Raw genomic sequence first — 16,327 nt, forward strand, 5'->3', positions numbered from 1 at the left:
CCGGGAACGACGGGCCACTTGATGGGGTGTGGCACTTGCCCAGGCTTTGGAGCACCTCGTGAGCGCGCAGAAGACGACAGACAAATCCGACAAGATCAAAGGCTCGATCAAGGAAGCTATCGGAAAGTTGGTCGGCGATCCCAAGGTCGAGGCCGAGGGCAAGTCTCAGCAGAAATTACTGAAGTCCGACGTGAAACCGAAGGCCACCTCCAAGTCGTAGCTTCGGTCAGGCGCCGCACCCACGAACACCATCACCGACGAACACAGGAACGACATCATGGTTGATACGGATCGCTTCACCGGCGCCGCCAAGGAGTTCGGCGGCAAGGTGCAGGGCGCGGTGGGCGACCTCACCGGGTCGAAGCGGGACTCGGTCGAGGGACGCGCCCGCGAGGCGCAGGGTGCCGCCGAGAACCTCTACGGCCACGCCAAGGACACCGTGCGCGACGCCGCCGAGCATGTCGCCGACACCGCCCGCGATATCGGTGGTAAGGTCCGCGACACCGTCGGCAACCTGATCGGGTACGACGACGTCGAGGACCGCGCGCGCCGCGCCCAGGGCGCCGCCAGCGACACCTACGAGCGCGGCGAGCGCTACGTGCGCAGCGCCGGCCGCGATGCCTACGACCGGGCCGAGGGCGCCTACGAGAACGGTGGCCGCGCCCTGCGCGAGGGCGGCCGCGAGGCCACCAACCAGATCGCAGAGCATCCCATCGCCGCCCTGCTCGTGGCCGGCCTCCTCGGCTACGGCCTCGGCTTGCTCATCCACGGTCGCGACTGACCCGCATCCCTTGATCTTGGTCCGACCGCGCCGGGACTGCGCGGTCGGACCCTGGAGTTCCACCCCACCGACTGACCCCTCGAACGACCGAATTTCTCGGACGACCGACGACCCGGAGTACCAGTATCGTGTCCACTTCCCCCATTCTCGCGAGCCAGACCGCCGCGGCCTCGGCCGACACCCGCGCCGTCCTGCTGAACCAAGTGTCGTGGGGCGCCATCTTTGCCGGCGCCGTCACCGCGCTGGTGACCCAGGTCATCCTCAACATGGTCGGCGTCGGCGTCGGCCTGTCCAGCGTCGGAACGAACGCCGCCGACAACCCGGCCGCCTCGACGCTCTCTCTCAGCGCCGGCATCTGGTTCGTGGGCTCGGGCATCGTCGCCGCGCTCGCCGGCGGTTTCATCGCCGGGCGCCTCTCTGGTAAGCCCATCAATGGTGCAGCTGGCCTGCACGGCCTCGTGTCCTGGGCAGTAACTACCCTCGTGGTGCTGTACCTGCTGACCTCGGCGGCCGGTGGCCTGATCGGCGGCGCCTTCTCGGGCGTGACCAGCACGCTCGGCGGCGCCGGCTCGCTTGTCGGCGGGACCGTGCAGACGGCGGCCCAGGCCGCGGCTCCCTCGCTGTCCAAGATCTCGAACCCCTTCGACGGCATCGAGCAGTCGGTCCGCAACCAGGCCGCCGGCCAGGACCCGCAGGCCGCCAAGGACGCCGCCGTGGCAGCCATCCGCGCCCTGTTCACGGGTGATCCCGCCCAAAAGGCCCAGGCCGAGAACCGCGCCGCCGACGCACTGGCCAAAGCCCAGGGCATCCCGGTCGATCAGGCCAAGACCCAGATCCAAGACTACAAGAAGCAGTACGATGAGACGGTCGCCACCGCCAAGGTGAAGGCTGAGCAGGCGGCCGTCGCCGCCAAGTCCGCCGCCACCCAGGGTGCCTTCTACGGCGCGCTCGCCCTGATCCTCGGCGCCCTCGCCGGCTTCTTCGGCGGTCGCCTCGGTGCCCCGAAGCCCGCCACCCTGGTCGCCGGCTACGACTCCCGCCGCGTCTGAGGCGATCCCCGGCCGCTCCTCGCGACCGGCCGGTCCTTCCTCCCTGAAAACCCACCTCCCTAAAAACCCGCTCCCTTGAACTGAAGGAATCATCCCATGAGCAGCACCACCGACAAGCTGAAGGGCCTCGCCAACGAGGCTGCCGGCAACGTCAAGCAGGCCGCCGGCAAGGTCACGGGCAACGACAAGCTCGTCGTCGAAGGCAAGGCCCAGGAACTCAAGGGCGAGGCACAGCGCACCGTTGGCGAGGCCAAGGATGGCGTCGCCTCCGTGGTCGACAAGGTCACCGGCAAGCACTGATCCCACATGGGCGGCGGGTGACCCGACTGGGTTCCGTCGCCCCATCATTCGAACCCAGGAGTCCCCCATGAACGGCGACCAGTTCCGCGGCGCGTCCCGCCACCTCAAGGGACGCGCACAGACCGCCGTCGGCGGCATCACCGGTGATCCGGCCCGTCAGGTGCGCGGCGCCGTGAACCAGGTCGCAGGCGGCGCTCAATACGCCTACGGCCGCGCTCGCGACCGGGCCGAGGATCTCTTCGACGACGGACGCGACATCGCCCACGAGGTCAGGGACCGTGCCGGCAACCTGATCGAGGACGGACGTCACCTCGTCGATGAGACACGCGACCGCGCGGGGAGCCTCGTCTCGGACGGCCGCGACCTCGCCCGTCACGCTCGTAAGCGCGGCACGACCTACAGCCGTCAGGCCATGCGCTACGCCGACCACCACCGCATCTCAATGCTGCTCGGCCTCGCCGCCGTCGCCTTCGCGGTGGGCTGGCTATCACGTCGCACGCACTGAACCCGCAATCCTGGAGACGACCTGATGATCCGCAAGCTTCTCACCGCCTTCCTGCTTCCGTAGGTCATCGCCTATGTCAGCCGCCGCTTCTCCGGTCGCTCCGGCACCCCCCCCCCCAACTGCCGCGGTTACTGACCTTCCTGCTCCCCTCGAAACCGATTCAGGAAACGGATCCACAATGAAGCTGACTCTAGCCCTCGCCGCCACCGTCGCAGCCACCCTGGCCGGCCTGCCGGCCCATGCAGCGCCGGCCTCCGCGGCGCCCATTGAGGCGCTCGTGCGCGGTGACCTGCCGACCGATTACGTCCAGTACCGCCGCTTCGGTCATCGGCATGGATGGCGTGGCGGACGCGGTTATGGCCGGGGCTACGGCTACCGTCGCGGTTATGGCTATCGCCGCGGACCCGGCGTAGGCGCTGCGGTGGGCGCAGGCGTAGCGGGCCTGGCGGCGGGCGCCATCATCGGCGGCGCCATCGCGAACTCGCAGGCACAGGCCGCCCCGGTCGTGGTGCAGGGTGGTCCGGGCCCCGAGGCGGTGGCCGCATGTGCCCGTCGCTTCCGGTCCTACGACGCGTCGAGCGGGACGTATCTCGGCAACGATGGCGACCGCCACCCTTGCCCGTAGGCGGATCGCCCTGCCGAGCCACGGCCCAGACCCTGTGACCGTTCGGGGCCTCGTCCTGCGCCGCGAGTTCGTGTTCCTCGCCCTCGCGGTGCTGCTTGGGCTCGGGGCGGCGGCGGCCTACTGGGTGTCCCGCGCCACGGTGCTGACCATCGCCGTGGCGCCGAGCGACGGGACCGAGCCGGCCGTCATCCAGGCCTATGCCGACGCGTTGGCTCGGCGGCACAAGGAGATCCGCCTCAAGATCCTGCCGTTCGACGACGTGCGCGACAGCGCGGCGGCGCTGCAGGACGGCCGGGCCGACCTCGCGGTCGTGCGTCCGGACGTCGACCTGCCCGACAACGGTCTGACGCTCGCGATCCTGCGCGACCAGGCGATGATCATCGCGTCCCCCGAGGCCTCCGGCCTGACCAGCTTTCCGGATCTCGACCGCAAGCGCCTGGCCATCCTCGCCCACCGCGACGCCGACCAGACCCTGATCAAGGCGATGGTCGAGCATTACGGTCTGACGCTCCTCGACAAGGATCCCGAGGGGCCGCTGCCACCCCGTCACGTCGCCCTGGTCGAGATGCCGGAGGCCGACCTGGCGGTCGCGTTCGCAAAGAAGCGCATCGACGCCGTCATCTCGGTGATCTCGCCGACTGCCCCGGCGGCCCAACGCATCATCGGCATCGTGCAGGGTGCGAGCAAGAACCGAAAGGTGGCCTTCGTGACGGTCGCGAACGCCGACGCCATCGTCGCCCGGCTGCCACGCCTCCAGGCCGTGAGCATGCCGGCCGAGACCTTCGGCGGCAGCCCGAAGGTGCCGGCCGAGGACGTGGCCACCGTCGGCGCCTCCTACCGGCTGATGGCGCGGGCGAACCTGTCCCGGCCGGTGGCGGCCGACGTGACCCAGCACTTGTTCGAGTTGCGCAGCGGCATGGCGAACGTGACCCCGGCCGCGGACTACCTGCAGGCGCCGAGCTACGACAGCACCGCGGCCGCCACCAGCGCACGCCTCCCGATCCATCCCGGTGCCGTCGACTACTTCGAACGTGAACAGCAGGGCTTCGTCGAGCGCTACGAAACCTGGATCTACCTCGTCGCGTTCCTAGGCGGCGGTATCGGCTCGGCGGTCGCGTGGGTGGGGCAGCGCCTGTCCCGTATCCGGCGCGAACGCATCGAGGAGGCCACCGACCGGCTGCTGGAGATCCGTCGCGAAGCGCAGGACGGCGCGGATGCCCAGCGCCTCGAAGCGCTCGCCCGCGAGATCGACGATCTTGCCGGCGACATCGCCAAGCATGCGCTGGAGCGGCCGACCGAAGCCAGGACCATGTCGGCGGCGGCCATCGCCATCGACGCGGCCCGCTCCACGGTCAAGCGAACCATCGTCGCCGGGCAACCATCGGGCGACGAGCCCGAGCTTGCCGGGCGCATGACATCGACGGGAGCCTCCGCGTCCGACGCGTCAGGCTGACCGCGAGACCCCGGATGACCTCATCCGGCACCACGTTCAACATTGGAAAGGGAACACGATGAGCAAGGGCTACCCCTCGATGACCGCGCTTCTGGGTCTGCTGGCCGTGGCCGGCTACCAGAACCGCGACAAGCTCGCCGAACTCCTGAAGGGGCATGACGCCCCCGCGAACCCGGCCCTAGGAACGAACCACGGCACCGTCCCGCCGGTCCCCAGCTCCGCATCGAGCACAGGTTCCACGGGCGGCATCGGCAGCCTTGGCGGCTTGCTCGGCGGTCTCGGCACCGCCGGTGTCGGCGGCCTGATCGCCAGCGGCCTGAGCGAGCTCGTCGACCACTTCACCAAGGGCGGGCACGGCGAGACGGCCAACTCCTGGGTCAACCAGGGAGCCAACCGCGACATCCCCGAGGCGGACCTGGAGAAAGCCATCGGCTCGGACACCCTGGATCACCTCACGCAGCAGACCGGCCTGAGCCGCGGCGCGCTTCTGTCCCGCCTCTCGCGTGAGTTGCCTTCGGCCATCGACCGCTACGCCACCGACGGCCGCGCGCCGGTCTGATTCGACGACATGGCCGGTGCCCCAGGGCATCGGCCACACACGACGCCGGGCGACGCCGCGCCGGGGTTCGATCCACCGCCTTTCCCCGACCTTGCGAGACCCCCATGGCCATTGACTATCGTTCCGAACTCCGCCGCCCCTTACCCTTCAGCCTCGCGGTCGTCGCGGTTGTGCTGCTCGTCTGGCTCATCGTTGCCTCCATCGCCGGCGCGCGTCAGCGCAGCGCCCGTGATCACCGCATCGAGGACCTGCAGACTCAGCAAACGGCGCTCCGCACCGACCTCGACCGCCAGATCGCGACCGCCGGCACCCTGACCGCGCTCCAGGCCAAGATCGCCACCGCCCAGCAGCAGGACCAGCAGGCAAGTAAGGCCGCCGAGGAGGCGAAGTCCCGTGCCGCGACCCTGACCAAGGAGCAGCAGACGGCCGAGGCCAAGGCGACCGACGCCAAGAAGGCGGCCGAGGCCGAGACCCTGAAGCTATCCAAGCTCCAGTCCCAGGTCACGCAGGCCGAGGGGAAGCTCGCGCCCTTGCGCGAGGCCATCACGACCGCTGAGAAGGCCGCCGTCGACCGGACCCAGGATCTCGCCGAGGTCGGACGCCGGCTCGAAGACGCCCGGGTGCTGGAGGCCAAGCTCCGCGCCGATCTTGCGACCATGACGCAGGAGGCAACCGCCAAGACCGCCGATCTCGCCAAAGCCGAAGAGCGCCAGCAGAACGCCCGCGAGGCCGCCGCCGCAGCCCAGAAGGAACTGGCCGACGCGCGGACCGCAACCGAGCAGGCCGCCAAGCAGCGCACGGAGACGGACCAAGCGGTCGCGGCACTGACCGCCAGCAAGGACAAGCTCACCGCCGAGATCGAACAGGCCAATCGCGACGCTCAGCAAGCCCGCGACGCCCTTGCGAACGTGCGCAAGGAGCTCGCCGAGACCCAAGCGCAACGTGACCGCGTCGTGTCCGAGCGCGGCCAGGCCGAGCAGGCGCTGCAGAAGCTCTCCGCCGAACGCGATGCCGGCACGGCCGCCCTGGATGCCCTGCGCAAGCGCCAGACCGATGCGCAAGGCGAGTTGGCCGCCCTCACCGAGACGCTGGCCACCCGCAACAAGGAGGCTGCGGCCATCGACGAGCAACTGGCCTCGGCCCGGCAAGACCTGGGCACGGCCCAGGCGAAGCTCGCCGAAATCCGTCAGCAACTTGCCAACCCGCCCGCCGCCGCGCCGAACCAGCCGGCTCGCTGAGCCAACGGCAACCCATGCGGGCAACCGCTCGCATGGGTCGTCTATCCCGGCCTCACCGCACGAAAAGACCGCATGATGAACATCCGTATCTTTGCCCTCACGGTCGTCGCACTCGCAGGCTCCCTGGTCTGTTCCCAGCCATCCACCGCGCAGGACAGCGCCGAGATGGAGGCGATGCGAGCGAATTGCGGGGGCGACTACCTTCGCTTTTGCGCTGGCATGAAGCCGGGCGGGCCGGAGGTGAAGGCCTGCTTCAAACGCAATCGCCAGAATCTGTCGCAGGGATGCTCGCAGGCCATCGCCGTCTACGAACGGTCCCGTGCCGGATCGTCCGGTGAGGCCGACGACTGACCTCACGGAACGATGCAGGCTGGCGCCTGGGCTTGCTGGCCTGGGGGCAGTCCGGCCCGGGCATGATGGCCAGGCACCGGCTCTGACGGATCGAAGCCCCTATGACCGGGGCCCCGGACGATCGTCACGGCGGCATGAGAAACGCGAACGCTATGCTGACCCGCCTGAGCCGCGCCTTCCTCCGGGTGCTGCCGGCCATCAGGATGCGCTGGATCGATACCGGGCGGGTGCGCTTCGCCCTGCGAGGGTTCCCCCCTGAACCCGCTCGACACGGCCGCCTTCATGCTCGCCCGGGCCGATGGCGGACGGCACTACTATGCGATCACCGACCTGTTGTTCGAGAGGCAGGCCACGTGGGCCTTCGTGCCGAAGCCCCTCGATGCAACGCGCGACCTCCTGCGTCAGGCCGGGTTCGACCGGGCGAGGTTCGACGCCATCCTCGCCGATCAGGCGCTCTACGACCAGGTGAACCGCGTGCAGTCCCGCGCGAGGGAGTGGCTCGGCGTTCGTGCCACCCCGACTTTGTTCGTGAACGACGCCCATTACGAAGGGGCGCTCACGACCGAGGGCTTCGATGAGGTCATCGCCAAGCTGCCAGCCTAGGTGCATGCCGCCGATGTGTCGTCCATCGGCAGGTTCGACGAAACCTCGGCATCCGGTTTGCGGGAGCAGGGATCGAACTTCCTGCGGTCTCGCCCCCACACAGTCGTTTCGGCCTATTTTCGCTGCCCTCGATGATCCCCTGGGGGTACAATGCGAACGGAGTGCGAGCATGCCCGACGGGTTTCGCATCGGCCCGGCGAGAAATCGTCTGTACGTTGCTCGAACGGATCGGCGTCAACCTCCGACACCGATGCTCGGTCCATCGATGTCGATGGGATCGCGGCTGCACCCGGTTACGTCCCGATCCTCGCTCCCGCTGCGGAAAGGAATCATGGCTCATCGCATTCTCGTCACCGGCGCCAGCGTTGCCGGCTCCACCCTCGCATGGTGGCTCGCCCATCTCGGAAACGAGGTCACAGTGGTGGAGCGGGCACCCGAGTTCCGGGACGGGGGGCAGAACATCGACGTGCGTGGCGTCGGCCGCGAGGTTTTACGCCGGATGGGACTGGATGAGCGCGCCCTCGAACAGGGCACAGGCGAAACCGGAACGGCGTGGGTCGACGGAGACGGCCGGGTCGTCGCGAGGTTCATGACGGACGAGCTCGGTGGTGACGGGCCGACCGCGGAGATGGAGATCCTGCGTGGTGACCTGGCCCGTCTCCTCTACGAGGCGGCGCGCGACACCGCGAACTTCCGTTTCGGCGACAGGGTCGAGCACATCCAAGACGAGGGAGACGCCGCGGCCGTCACGTTCGCGAGCGGCCTCACGGAGCGGTACGACGCCGTCGTGATCGCCGAGGGCGTGGGCTCAACGACGCGCGAACTCACGTTCCCCGGGGAGAACGAGCCGCGCTGGATGGGCCTGACCATCGCCTACTTCACCATTCCACGAGTCGCCGACGATGATCGGCTCTGGCGTTGGTACAATGCGACCGGCGGCCGGAGCGTATCGCTGCGCCCCGACCGGAAAGGGACCACCAGGGCGATGATCTCTGTCCGGCAGCCTCCCGCCGGCGAGCAGGACTGGGACGTCGACCGGCAGAAGGCGTTCCTGCGCGAGCGGTTCGTCGATGCCGGCTGGCAGGCGCGACGCGTCCTCGCGGGGATGGACTCGACTGAGGATTTCTACTTCGACGTCCTGCGGCAGGTGCGGATGCCGCGCTGGTCGAAAGGCCGCGTCGGGCTCATGGGCGACGCGGCCTGGTGCGCCACGCCGCTCGCGGGCATCGGCACCACCCTGGCCATCACCGGCGCCTTCATCCTCGCCCAGGAACTCTCGCGAACGCGGGATGTCCGGGCGGGCTTTGCGGCCTACGAGCGGGCGATGCGTCCTATGGTCGAACAGGGACAAGGCGTCCCGAAGATCGCTCCGAAGCTAGCGAACCCGAAGACCCGCCTCGGTATCCGACTACTCCATGGCGCCCTGCGCATTGCCAGCACCCGTTTCGTCCGCCGCGTTTTCGGCAAGCTCTTCTCCCGCCCTCCGAGGGCGCCCGACCTCTCAACTTACGATGGCCCGAAGACGTGATGGCCGATGCGCCGGCTAGGTGGGGCGGGCAGTCCAACCTACGCTACGAGGGTTGAGCAGCCACACGCGAGCAGGGCGGGGACGTCGTGGCTTTGATACCGAGAGATATATGAGCAACACCGACCACTCGGTTCTTCCCGAGTATAGTTAGTCAACTTTATCTCGCTTGACGGATACGAAAAATTAGGGAGTGCTGCTGGTTCGGCATGCGAGAAGCCGAGAAGATGTGCTTAGGTTGATTGTAAGGAATCATACGGTGGATCAGATCGAAAAGATCATGCGTGATCTCACCAAGGACTTCGAAGCCGAGCGGCAGGCGCCTGACGCAAAGCAAAATCCCACGCCTTCACTGGCGGGCATCCTGCGTGTCATCGGTCCGACCGACCGGCAAACCGCCGACTTCCCGCCTAATCATCACGCGACTCCGGAGGATTGGTCGGACCTGATCGATAGGGTCAGGAACGCGGCGCATCGCGTAAGGGAGGCTGAGGCTGAAGCTCAGGAGCAGGAAATCCGCGTTCGTGAACTTTTGGACCGGGTTCGCGAGGATATGACGGCCGCGCAGAATCGCATCCGGGCGGCCGAGAGCCATGCCCAGGACATTCAAACCCGGTCCGATGCGCTGCTGAAAGCCGCGGATGCCCGCATCAAGGAAGCGGAAGAGCGGGCGCGCACCGCAGAAGCGTGGCTGTCGAAGATCTCGATGACGATTACTGAGGAATTCGCTGCGAAGGATGAAAAGCGACTTACGGCCTGAATGTGATCCGCATGAGGTGCGGGTGGCTTTGGCTAGAAGCTCCCGCTCAGCGGCTCCGGTGCGGCGTTGTCGGGCTCCTCGGGTGGCTGGTTGCCCTTCAGCATGTCGTCCACCATTGACAGCAGATCGAGGAGTTCGAGCTTGCCGTCGCTCGTGATGTCCGGCTCATAGACCCGACGCTGGATTGTCGCCCTCATGCCGGACAAAGCCTCGATGTAGCCCTCGGCGCGTTCGGTGCTCATGATCGGGTTCCTGGCGGTGCCCGCAAAGAAGTAGGGTAGGCTTCCCGGTCGTCTACCGCTTCGACTACCAATGGCCACGGCCCCCTTCGGCCGGCCCGGCACGTCTCGAAAGTACCGCGTCCGCTCGAACCGGAAGAGCGCCGTCCGATTTCGTACCGACGCCACAGGTGGGGGAACGGCTGGCTGCCAGCATCTCTTTATCGTGCTGCGTTGCAATCGTCTTGGGAGTGCGCTGCGATGATTGGACCTGCAGAACTCGAAGACATCCGACTGGATCTCGAAGCTGCGAGGCTGGAACGCGAAGCCGCTATAACCGCGACGAAATTAGCGGATGCGGATGAAAGCGGGGCTTCGCTTCTCCTTGACGAAAGTCGAGCTAGCATCCCCGCCCCCGCGATCTGATCACGGGTCGGATGCAGAGGATGCCATGGCCGAGAACCCATCGAATTTCGTGCGCGATTGGATCAGCGAGAATGTCCGGAGCGATCCTTCCTTTTCGGAGGACATCGAAGCCCGCGTCGCGGAGATCGTGACGCGCCTCACCTCAGCCTCCAGAGAGGCGGAGATCCCACAGGACGACCCGGAGTTGGCACCGGACCTTCTCCGTGATCTGATCAAGGCCGCGATCGAAACGGTCCCCCATCCCGCTCCCGGAGCGACCCAATGACCATCGACATTCCGGCCGGCGCCAAGCCAGGCGATATCGTCACCGACGACGGCAAGATCCTGTGCCGCGATCGGGAGGCTCTTGAGTTCGGGTACTATTCGGTGAGCTACGAGCAGGCGCAGGTGGCACGGGCTCACGGCTGGGGCTGCCGATCCGGCGTGTTCCTGGAAGCAGAGCACTCGGACGAGAAAGGCTGGGCCTACGTCGAGGAGGAACGTCTGTATGCGATAGAGAATGCAGAGGAGCCGCCGCTGGTCAGGATCTACCGCGAGGCCCCGCCGTCATGCGTCATCGATACGCCACCATCCTGTCGTCTTCCATCCAGGTAGAGTGGGGCTCGCTGGGGCCTGATCGGTGGCGCCGCATGGGCGTGCATTTGTCGGCCATCGTGGGTAGGTCGCAGTGTCGATACCCTGAACCGCCGACGAGACGGGCATAATTCACCCAGCAGCGCGAATGCTGTGTCCGCCTTGCTCACGTCTATGGATCGATTGATAGGACGGCTCGGCCGAGGCGCCACTGACCACCACCCGTCAGGATGATGAGGGTCGATGCGGGTTGGCCTTCATACGCGCCAGCGCGTGTGCGTGCAGTACGGTAGACACTCGTCAATCCTCATCATCGCTGCTCCTGGGATGGCCCACCCCGCTCCAACGCTCTGAACTTCCGAGCATCCCGTCAGTTGCCGATGGACCTCAACCGGACGGACACATGACACGAATGAAACTCGCTCTCTCGGCTGCGCTGGCTGGCTTGATGGCCGTGCCGGCACTCGCCGAGCCGTTGGCTCCCACCGGTGGGGCCGGCAACACCGGCGTCATGACGCCATCCATGGAGCCGGGTCCGGTCCCGCGGGCGAGCGGTACGAGTAGCCGCCCTGCCGATGCTATTCCCGGTAATCCGAGCCCATCGTCCGTTCCCGGCAGTACGCCCGATGTGAATATTGGCGGCACGCTCACCAGCAGCCCGCCCGGCACTGGCGGAACGTCCGGTGGTCCATCCCTCAGCGGACAGTAGATCGTAGCTTGAGCGTGTACCGGTGCGACACCAGACCATAGGCATACCAGTTGGAACACGCCTGCTGGCAGCGCATTCTAAGCTCGCCGCTCCCAACTCAACGCGTCCAGATGGGCCTGAAAAATGTACAATCACATTGAACGTGATCGTCTTTCCTTGACTTTGACCGGCCAGGTGATGGATAGCGATGCCGCCCCTCTGAACAATATTGGCCTTTGCAAGTCGGCTACCGACAATGTGGCGGATAATGCTGCGCCCGCGCCTCAGCCCCCATATGCCAGAGCTGTGTCTCCGTCGGTCTTCGAAAGCTTCGGTTCGTTCTCCTGAAAAGGCTTTGCTGCCACCAGATCCGTGGCGTCGGCCATGCGTCGGTATCGCTGCGGATCGGCGACCATCAACAGCGATAAGATGGGGATGGCCCATGCTCGATCCCCTTATAGCTTCGTGCCCGGCCGCCGATGTGGATGTGCTCGACGAAGATCAAAAGGGGAGTATCCTCCTTCTTGTCCCGCATGGGACGAGGGAGAGAAAAATGTCTGCAAACTGGAAATCAGTTAAAGACGACCTGGATTGGAGCCTGAATCAAGGCGAAGACGTAAAGGGCCGTGACGAACTCAGAGAAGCTTTCAGCAAAGGCGACCCTAAATACGTCTCGTCCGCTATGGACGCATATCGGATGGGCCAAAGAGACGACCATAAGTTGTCTAATTTCTCACGATGCGCCCATGAAGACGGCAAACGCCTATACAATATGGGCCGGAAGCTGATTGGTCTAAAACCGGCATAGTAAGATCTCGTCGGGTGGACAGGGGCCTGGTCGTTGGACCAAGACACTGATCACGATGATGTACATCGTTACCTCCTGAACCACCTACGGTGTGGTCCGGGCGCACCTCGACACCTGCGAAGCCACGCTTCTCGAAGCTTTCCGGCAACGCCTTCAGCGAGCCAACCGCCTCGTTGTTGCCGAAGGCATACTTCGACCAGGAATCGAACAGCTCCTTCGTGGCGGCTTTCCGGTATGGGGTCCTCCGATCGACGATGCGGCGCTTCTCCAGCCACTGGCTGAACGTGTCCTGCGCGTGGAAATACGTGTCGGTGGTGTTCTTCACGACGTCGGGCCGAACCAGCCGCCTTGTCTACCAGCCGAGGCATCTCTCGATGATCCAGCGCAGGATCGCCGGCCATTCCGCCTGAAGCTTCTCCTCCAGCTTCGAGTCGGGCACCGCGGGCTTGAATAGGAAGGGGAGGAAGTTGAACCGGCGCCCGGGCGGCGTCATTCACACCCGATAGGCCGGGCTTGTTGTTGCCGATGATGAGGAGCTTCAGGACAGGCGTGAACTCGAACTCGTCCTGGCGCATGGAGCAGGCGCGCATGACGTCGCCGCCGGTGAGCTGCTTGATCCGGCTCTCGGTCCGTTGCCGACCATGCTCGGTCTCGGACCCCGTGACGAGGCGGGCCCCGCGCAACGCCGCGATCTCGGTCGGGTGCCCGTCGTGCTTGGCCGCCGTGAACGTCTCCATGGCGGCGTTCAGGGCATAGTCCCGCAGGATGCCGGCCAGGACGTAGATCAGCACGCCATTGCCGATGTCCCCGGTCGGACGGCCCTACTCGGCGAGCAGGCTTTCCAAGAAGAACACCCGCCGTGCCGTCTCGTCGAGATTGCAGCTCGAGGCGGCGATCAGGTCCATGGTTCCGCCTCCTCCGAAGATCATCGTCAGCTTGCAGGAAGCGGTCCTGTAGGCCAGCCAGCCCCGCTGGGAATCGCGCAGCGCGGTCTTCTCCTCGTCCGTCGATTTGCGCATGAGCGCCTGATAGGCAGCGTTCAGCTTCTTGTCCTGCAGCGACAGTTCGGCGGACGCACAATCCAGCATTTCGGCCGTGACGCCACCGGATTTGTCCATGCATTTATCGTAGTCCGGTGAATAGGTCTGCGTATTCATGCCGGCGGCGTAGGACGGCTCGACGACGATGCTGCCGAGCGGGCTGACCATCACGGCGACGAGAAAGGCTAGTGTGCGGGTCATTGTGATCTTCGGTTCTCCAGACAAGAACAGCCATGATCTGACCGGTATGAAGCCGGCTCTCAGGTGGCCGTGGAAGCCGGACGTCATTGCGCCCGGTTCTGCAATGATCCCGCCCCGCTCCGCAAGGCGCTGCCGGTCGTCCCCCCGTCAGCGCATCAGCCACGACACCAGCCAGATGCCGCCTGCAAGGACGGCCCCGAAGATCAGCGTCCGGACGAGGATGTAGACCAGCAGGATCCGTCGCGGAAAATGCGCGCGCGCGGCGGCGTTCAGCATCTGCCGCACGCGTGCGACAGACAGGATCGCGCCGAGGGCGACGATCGCCCCGATGAGAAGCTGCGTCATCGCCTCACAGCACCGCTCGGCAGGTCATCGTCGGCGGTGCTGCGGCAGCGCTCGCTCGGACCACCGGATTTCGAGGCGGGACACATCACAGCTGTGGCATGGGAGCGGGACGGGGCCGGGGCGCGGGCGCCATTTCTCGCGGGGCGGGCGGAGACGCAGGGGCTTCGATCCGCGCGGGCGGCGGGGCTTCGACGCGGGCAGGAGGTGCTGCCACGCCGGCGGCGGTGGCGCCGGGCGCATTCGCCGCCGGCGGTGGCGGAGAAGCCGGCACCTGCCGGGGCGCGGGCGTCGCCTCGCGGACCGTGTCGCGCAGGAAGTCGCCGGTGGTGGCGGCCCGCGCCGCCGGTGCCGTCGCGGTGGTTCCGGCGGCCTGGCCCGCGCCGTTGCCGCGCGGGGCCGGCGCCTGCGAGACGGCCGGAGCCTGGCGGCGTTCGCCCTCCGGCACCGTGATCCGGAAGGTGTAGGGCACCGTCGTCCCGTCGCCGAAAGTCACGGCGACGGACAGGGTATCGAGACCGGAGAAATCGGGCCGTGCGGTATAGAAGATCGACATCGAATCCTTCTTCACGTCCTCGCAGCCATCCACCTGCCGGATCGTGGCGCCCCGCTCGTCGATCTTGTTGCTGAGAATCCTGAACTCGCGGCGTATTTCGACGCGTCCGCCGCGCGGTGGCGAGACCATATCGACCAGGGCCGCCTTGGAGCGGCATCCTTGCGTCGGAAAGTAATGGGTGAAGCCCTGGAGGAAGATCCGCTGGCCCGGGCGGGCGGTCTTGTTCTCGGTCTCCGCCTGCGCCGGCAGCACGAGGCCATGCCCGAGGAGGCCGGTGAGGCCGGCGAGCGCCAAGGATCGGAGGGCAAAGGATCGCAGGGCCAAGTTCGGGAGACGGTGTTTCATGGGGCTTCTCCTCGGCTTCGGGACGGGCGTGTCGTGGCGGGCGCTCAGCCGGGGCTGGACCGCTCCAGGACCGGCTTGCCGCCATCCGTGCGGAAGCGGACGGTGTAGGTGCTGTTGGACGTCTGGGCGCTGCACGTGATCACAACGGGACCGCCCATGGGGTTGGGCATCTCGCAGACGCCCTTGGCCTTCACGAGGAGGCTCTGGCCGCGCTCCTCGTACATGACTTCGTCGATGGGCTGACGCAGGGTGCCGCTCTCGACCCATCCCTTCGCCGATGCGAGGAAGCTGACCTCCCGGTCGTCGGTGGTTCCGAACACGAACTCGGCCCGTGCCGACCCGGTGGTGGAGGAATTCCTGGCGGTGGGGGCGCAGGACGCGGTGATGTCCTCGCCATCGACCACCAGCGATTCGCAGCGGCCCTTGAAGGTCAGCTTCAGGACCATCCCCGGCGGTGTCTCTCCCGTCTCCGTCCCCGCATTGTCCCGGGGCACGGGCGGCGAGGCCGGGCGCGCGGTCTCGGCCGGCGGCGTTTCGGCGGGCGGGGCGCGGCCCGGATCGGTACCGGGCCGGTCCGACGCGTCGCGAGGCTGTCCGGCCTGCCAGACACAGAGACGCGCCTCCGCACCCTCCCAGCACGGCCCCTTGGGCGCCAGGGTGCCGAGGGGAGCCGTCGCCTGCGGTGCGCCGGGGCGCTCATTCCACGAGGCGGTGGCCTTCTGCGGGTCCCGTGGATCGCGGGTGAGCCGCGCGATGAAGTCCAGCCCTCCCCTGGCATAGGAGCGGACCTCGAATCCGCCCGCCCCGTCCTGTCCGGCATCCACCCGGAACTGGCAGGGGCCGTCGATCCGGGCCGCGCCCCTGACCTCGATGAGACAATCGGCGGTGCGGGGCGCGCCGATCCCGGGTGCCGGCGCGACGCCGCCCCCGGCGAAACCGGGACGGCCCTCGCCGATCTTCCAGGCGCAGGTCCGGGTGCGGGGCCCCGTCCAGCAGGCCCCGCCGGAGGTGACGGCTTCGGAGGGACCCTCGTCGGGCTTGCCGCCGGGCGTCTCGTTCCATGTCGCCGTGCCGCTTCCGGGGCTCGTCACCGCCACCACCACCCCGTAGCGGAGGTAGCCGTTCTCGTAAGTGGCGAGACGGAACCCGCCCGTCCCGTAGCTGCGCGCGTCGGTCAGGAACTCGCAGACGCCGTTGATGGCGATCCTGCCATCGGCCTCGACGTAGCAATCGGCCTTGCGGACCTTGATCTGCGCTTCGGCGCGGCCGGGTTGGACGAGGGTCAGCATGAGAATGCCCGCCAGGAGGGCGAGGCAACGGCCGACCCGCCGGCAAGGCGAGTCGGGAATGTTCGGTTCGCGATCAGCCGCCACGGGCATCT

The 16,327-nt window shown here is 67.1% G+C and carries 22 protein-coding genes; 17 read left to right on the plus strand and 5 right to left on the minus strand.

Features of this window, described 5'->3' with window-relative positions:
• Positions 1-58: 58 nt before the first annotated feature.
• From ASF26_RS22505 to ASF26_RS05445, 13 genes are all read left to right on the plus strand, one after another.
• Positions 59-220, plus strand: a complete 162-nt coding sequence (locus ASF26_RS22505) for a CsbD family protein (protein ID WP_156462874.1) — start codon at positions 59-61, stop codon at positions 218-220.
• A 57-nt stretch (positions 221-277) separates the two neighbouring features.
• Entirely contained in the window at positions 278-781 is a 504-nt protein-coding gene (locus ASF26_RS05390) for a CsbD family protein (protein WP_056250562.1), read from the plus strand.
• Between the two features lie 128 nt (positions 782-909).
• On the plus strand, positions 910-1,830 hold the full coding sequence (locus ASF26_RS05395) for a hypothetical protein (RefSeq protein WP_056250564.1): 921 nt from the start codon (positions 910-912) through the stop codon (positions 1,828-1,830).
• Positions 1,831-1,926: 96 nt separating this feature from the next.
• Positions 1,927-2,130, plus strand: coding sequence for a CsbD family protein (locus tag ASF26_RS05400; protein WP_056171488.1), 204 nt, complete (start codon positions 1,927-1,929; stop codon positions 2,128-2,130).
• Positions 2,131-2,197: 67 nt separating this feature from the next.
• The gene (locus tag ASF26_RS05405) at positions 2,198-2,635 is read left to right on the plus strand and encodes a CsbD family protein (protein WP_056250565.1); all 438 of its coding nucleotides are present in this window, start codon (positions 2,198-2,200) and stop codon (positions 2,633-2,635) included.
• A gap of 178 nt (positions 2,636-2,813) precedes the next feature.
• A complete protein-coding gene (locus ASF26_RS05410; protein WP_056250568.1) occupies positions 2,814-3,260 on the plus strand; it encodes a BA14K family protein in 447 nt (148 codons plus the stop codon).
• A complete protein-coding gene (locus tag ASF26_RS05415) occupies positions 3,235-4,713 on the plus strand; it encodes a TAXI family TRAP transporter solute-binding subunit (protein WP_082477527.1) in 1,479 nt (492 codons plus the stop codon). Before ASF26_RS05410 ends, ASF26_RS05415 begins: the two co-directional genes overlap by 26 nt.
• A gap of 58 nt (positions 4,714-4,771) precedes the next feature.
• Positions 4,772-5,272 carry a YidB family protein gene (locus ASF26_RS05420; protein WP_056250572.1) on the plus strand — a complete coding sequence of 167 codons (501 nt, stop codon included), beginning with the start codon at positions 4,772-4,774 and terminating at the stop codon, positions 5,270-5,272.
• 104 nt (positions 5,273-5,376) lie between these two features.
• The gene (locus tag ASF26_RS05425) at positions 5,377-6,510 is read left to right on the plus strand and encodes a hypothetical protein (protein WP_056250574.1); all 1,134 of its coding nucleotides are present in this window, start codon (positions 5,377-5,379) and stop codon (positions 6,508-6,510) included.
• Between the two features lie 72 nt (positions 6,511-6,582).
• The gene (locus ASF26_RS05430) at positions 6,583-6,861 is read left to right on the plus strand and encodes a hypothetical protein (protein ID WP_056250576.1); all 279 of its coding nucleotides are present in this window, start codon (positions 6,583-6,585) and stop codon (positions 6,859-6,861) included.
• A 282-nt stretch (positions 6,862-7,143) separates the two neighbouring features.
• Positions 7,144-7,464: a thioredoxin domain-containing protein gene (locus ASF26_RS05435; RefSeq protein WP_056250578.1), complete on the plus strand. Its 321-nt coding sequence runs from the start codon at positions 7,144-7,146 to the stop codon at positions 7,462-7,464.
• 331 nt (positions 7,465-7,795) lie between these two features.
• A complete protein-coding gene (locus ASF26_RS05440) occupies positions 7,796-8,992 on the plus strand; it encodes an FAD-dependent monooxygenase (protein WP_056250579.1) in 1,197 nt (398 codons plus the stop codon).
• A 256-nt stretch (positions 8,993-9,248) separates the two neighbouring features.
• Positions 9,249-9,749, plus strand: a complete 501-nt coding sequence (locus ASF26_RS05445) for a hypothetical protein (protein WP_156462875.1) — start codon at positions 9,249-9,251, stop codon at positions 9,747-9,749.
• Positions 9,750-9,781: 32 nt separating this feature from the next.
• Here ASF26_RS05445 and ASF26_RS05450 read toward each other — a convergent pair whose 3' ends face one another.
• Positions 9,782-9,991 carry a hypothetical protein gene (locus ASF26_RS05450; RefSeq protein WP_056250584.1) on the minus strand — a complete coding sequence of 70 codons (210 nt, stop codon included), beginning with the start codon at positions 9,989-9,991 and terminating at the stop codon, positions 9,782-9,784.
• Between the two features lie 427 nt (positions 9,992-10,418).
• Between ASF26_RS05450 and ASF26_RS05455 the strand changes: the two genes are divergently transcribed.
• The 4 genes from ASF26_RS05455 to ASF26_RS22515 all read left to right on the plus strand — a co-directional run bounded on the left by ASF26_RS05455 (position 10,419) and on the right by ASF26_RS22515 (position 12,872).
• The gene (locus tag ASF26_RS05455; protein ID WP_056250587.1) at positions 10,419-10,658 is read left to right on the plus strand and encodes a hypothetical protein; all 240 of its coding nucleotides are present in this window, start codon (positions 10,419-10,421) and stop codon (positions 10,656-10,658) included.
• Positions 10,655-10,987, plus strand: coding sequence for a hypothetical protein (locus tag ASF26_RS05460; RefSeq protein WP_056250589.1), 333 nt, complete (start codon positions 10,655-10,657; stop codon positions 10,985-10,987). Before ASF26_RS05455 ends, ASF26_RS05460 begins: the two co-directional genes overlap by 4 nt.
• Positions 10,988-12,096: 1,109 nt before the next feature.
• Entirely contained in the window at positions 12,097-12,462 is a 366-nt protein-coding gene (locus ASF26_RS22510) for a hypothetical protein (protein ID WP_156462876.1), read from the plus strand.
• A 254-nt stretch (positions 12,463-12,716) separates the two neighbouring features.
• Entirely contained in the window at positions 12,717-12,872 is a 156-nt protein-coding gene (locus tag ASF26_RS22515) for a hypothetical protein (RefSeq protein ID WP_156462877.1), read from the plus strand.
• A gap of 411 nt (positions 12,873-13,283) precedes the next feature.
• On the opposite strand, the gene ASF26_RS05475 is transcribed toward ASF26_RS22515, so the two are convergent.
• From ASF26_RS05475 to ASF26_RS23620, 4 genes are all read right to left on the minus strand, one after another.
• Positions 13,284-13,790: a lysozyme inhibitor LprI family protein gene (locus ASF26_RS05475; protein ID WP_082477529.1), complete on the minus strand. Its 507-nt coding sequence runs from the start codon at positions 13,788-13,790 to the stop codon at positions 13,284-13,286.
• A gap of 60 nt (positions 13,791-13,850) precedes the next feature.
• The gene (locus ASF26_RS05480; RefSeq protein WP_056250597.1) at positions 13,851-14,048 is read right to left on the minus strand and encodes a hypothetical protein; all 198 of its coding nucleotides are present in this window, start codon (positions 14,046-14,048) and stop codon (positions 13,851-13,853) included.
• 85 nt (positions 14,049-14,133) lie between these two features.
• A complete protein-coding gene (locus ASF26_RS05485) occupies positions 14,134-14,946 on the minus strand; it encodes a cadherin-like domain-containing protein (RefSeq protein ID WP_244475831.1) in 813 nt (270 codons plus the stop codon).
• A gap of 44 nt (positions 14,947-14,990) precedes the next feature.
• Positions 14,991-16,319: a hypothetical protein gene (locus ASF26_RS23620; protein ID WP_056250601.1), complete on the minus strand. Its 1,329-nt coding sequence runs from the start codon at positions 16,317-16,319 to the stop codon at positions 14,991-14,993.
• Between the last annotated feature and the right edge of the window lie 8 nt (positions 16,320-16,327).

Origin of the sequence: Methylobacterium sp. Leaf93 (genome assembly GCF_001422345.1) — a bacterium.
Taxonomy (GTDB): domain Bacteria; phylum Pseudomonadota; class Alphaproteobacteria; order Rhizobiales; family Beijerinckiaceae; genus Methylobacterium; species Methylobacterium bullatum.

Bases quoted from the DNA above. Each gene is read 5' to 3' on its own strand.
- ASF26_RS05390 (WP_056250562.1), top strand. From the start codon at position 278: ATGGTTGATACGGATCGCTTCACCGGCGCCGCCAAGGAGTTCGGCGGC.
- ASF26_RS05400 (WP_056171488.1), top strand. From the start codon at position 1,927: ATGAGCAGCACCACCGACAAGCTGAAGGGCCTCGCCAACGAGGCTGCC.
- ASF26_RS05405 (WP_056250565.1), top strand. From the start codon at position 2,198: ATGAACGGCGACCAGTTCCGCGGCGCGTCCCGCCACCTCAAGGGACGC.
- ASF26_RS05410 (WP_056250568.1), top strand. From the start codon at position 2,814: ATGAAGCTGACTCTAGCCCTCGCCGCCACCGTCGCAGCCACCCTGGCC.
- ASF26_RS05415 (WP_082477527.1), top strand. From the start codon at position 3,235: ATGGCGACCGCCACCCTTGCCCGTAGGCGGATCGCCCTGCCGAGCCAC.
- ASF26_RS05420 (WP_056250572.1), top strand. From the start codon at position 4,772: ATGAGCAAGGGCTACCCCTCGATGACCGCGCTTCTGGGTCTGCTGGCC.
- ASF26_RS05425 (WP_056250574.1), top strand. From the start codon at position 5,377: ATGGCCATTGACTATCGTTCCGAACTCCGCCGCCCCTTACCCTTCAGC.
- ASF26_RS05430 (WP_056250576.1), top strand. From the start codon at position 6,583: ATGATGAACATCCGTATCTTTGCCCTCACGGTCGTCGCACTCGCAGGC.
- ASF26_RS05435 (WP_056250578.1), top strand. From the start codon at position 7,144: ATGCTCGCCCGGGCCGATGGCGGACGGCACTACTATGCGATCACCGAC.
- ASF26_RS05440 (WP_056250579.1), top strand. From the start codon at position 7,796: ATGGCTCATCGCATTCTCGTCACCGGCGCCAGCGTTGCCGGCTCCACC.
- ASF26_RS05450 (WP_056250584.1), bottom strand. From the start codon at position 9,991: ATGAGCACCGAACGCGCCGAGGGCTACATCGAGGCTTTGTCCGGCATG.
- ASF26_RS05455 (WP_056250587.1), top strand. From the start codon at position 10,419: ATGGCCGAGAACCCATCGAATTTCGTGCGCGATTGGATCAGCGAGAAT.
- ASF26_RS05460 (WP_056250589.1), top strand. From the start codon at position 10,655: ATGACCATCGACATTCCGGCCGGCGCCAAGCCAGGCGATATCGTCACC.
- ASF26_RS22510 (WP_156462876.1), top strand. From the start codon at position 12,097: ATGCTCGATCCCCTTATAGCTTCGTGCCCGGCCGCCGATGTGGATGTG.
- ASF26_RS22515 (WP_156462877.1), top strand. From the start codon at position 12,717: ATGCGGCGCTTCTCCAGCCACTGGCTGAACGTGTCCTGCGCGTGGAAA.
- ASF26_RS05475 (WP_082477529.1), bottom strand. From the start codon at position 13,790: ATGACGTCCGGCTTCCACGGCCACCTGAGAGCCGGCTTCATACCGGTC.
- ASF26_RS05480 (WP_056250597.1), bottom strand. From the start codon at position 14,048: ATGACGCAGCTTCTCATCGGGGCGATCGTCGCCCTCGGCGCGATCCTG.
- ASF26_RS05485 (WP_244475831.1), bottom strand. From the start codon at position 14,946: ATGAAACACCGTCTCCCGAACTTGGCCCTGCGATCCTTTGCCCTCCGA.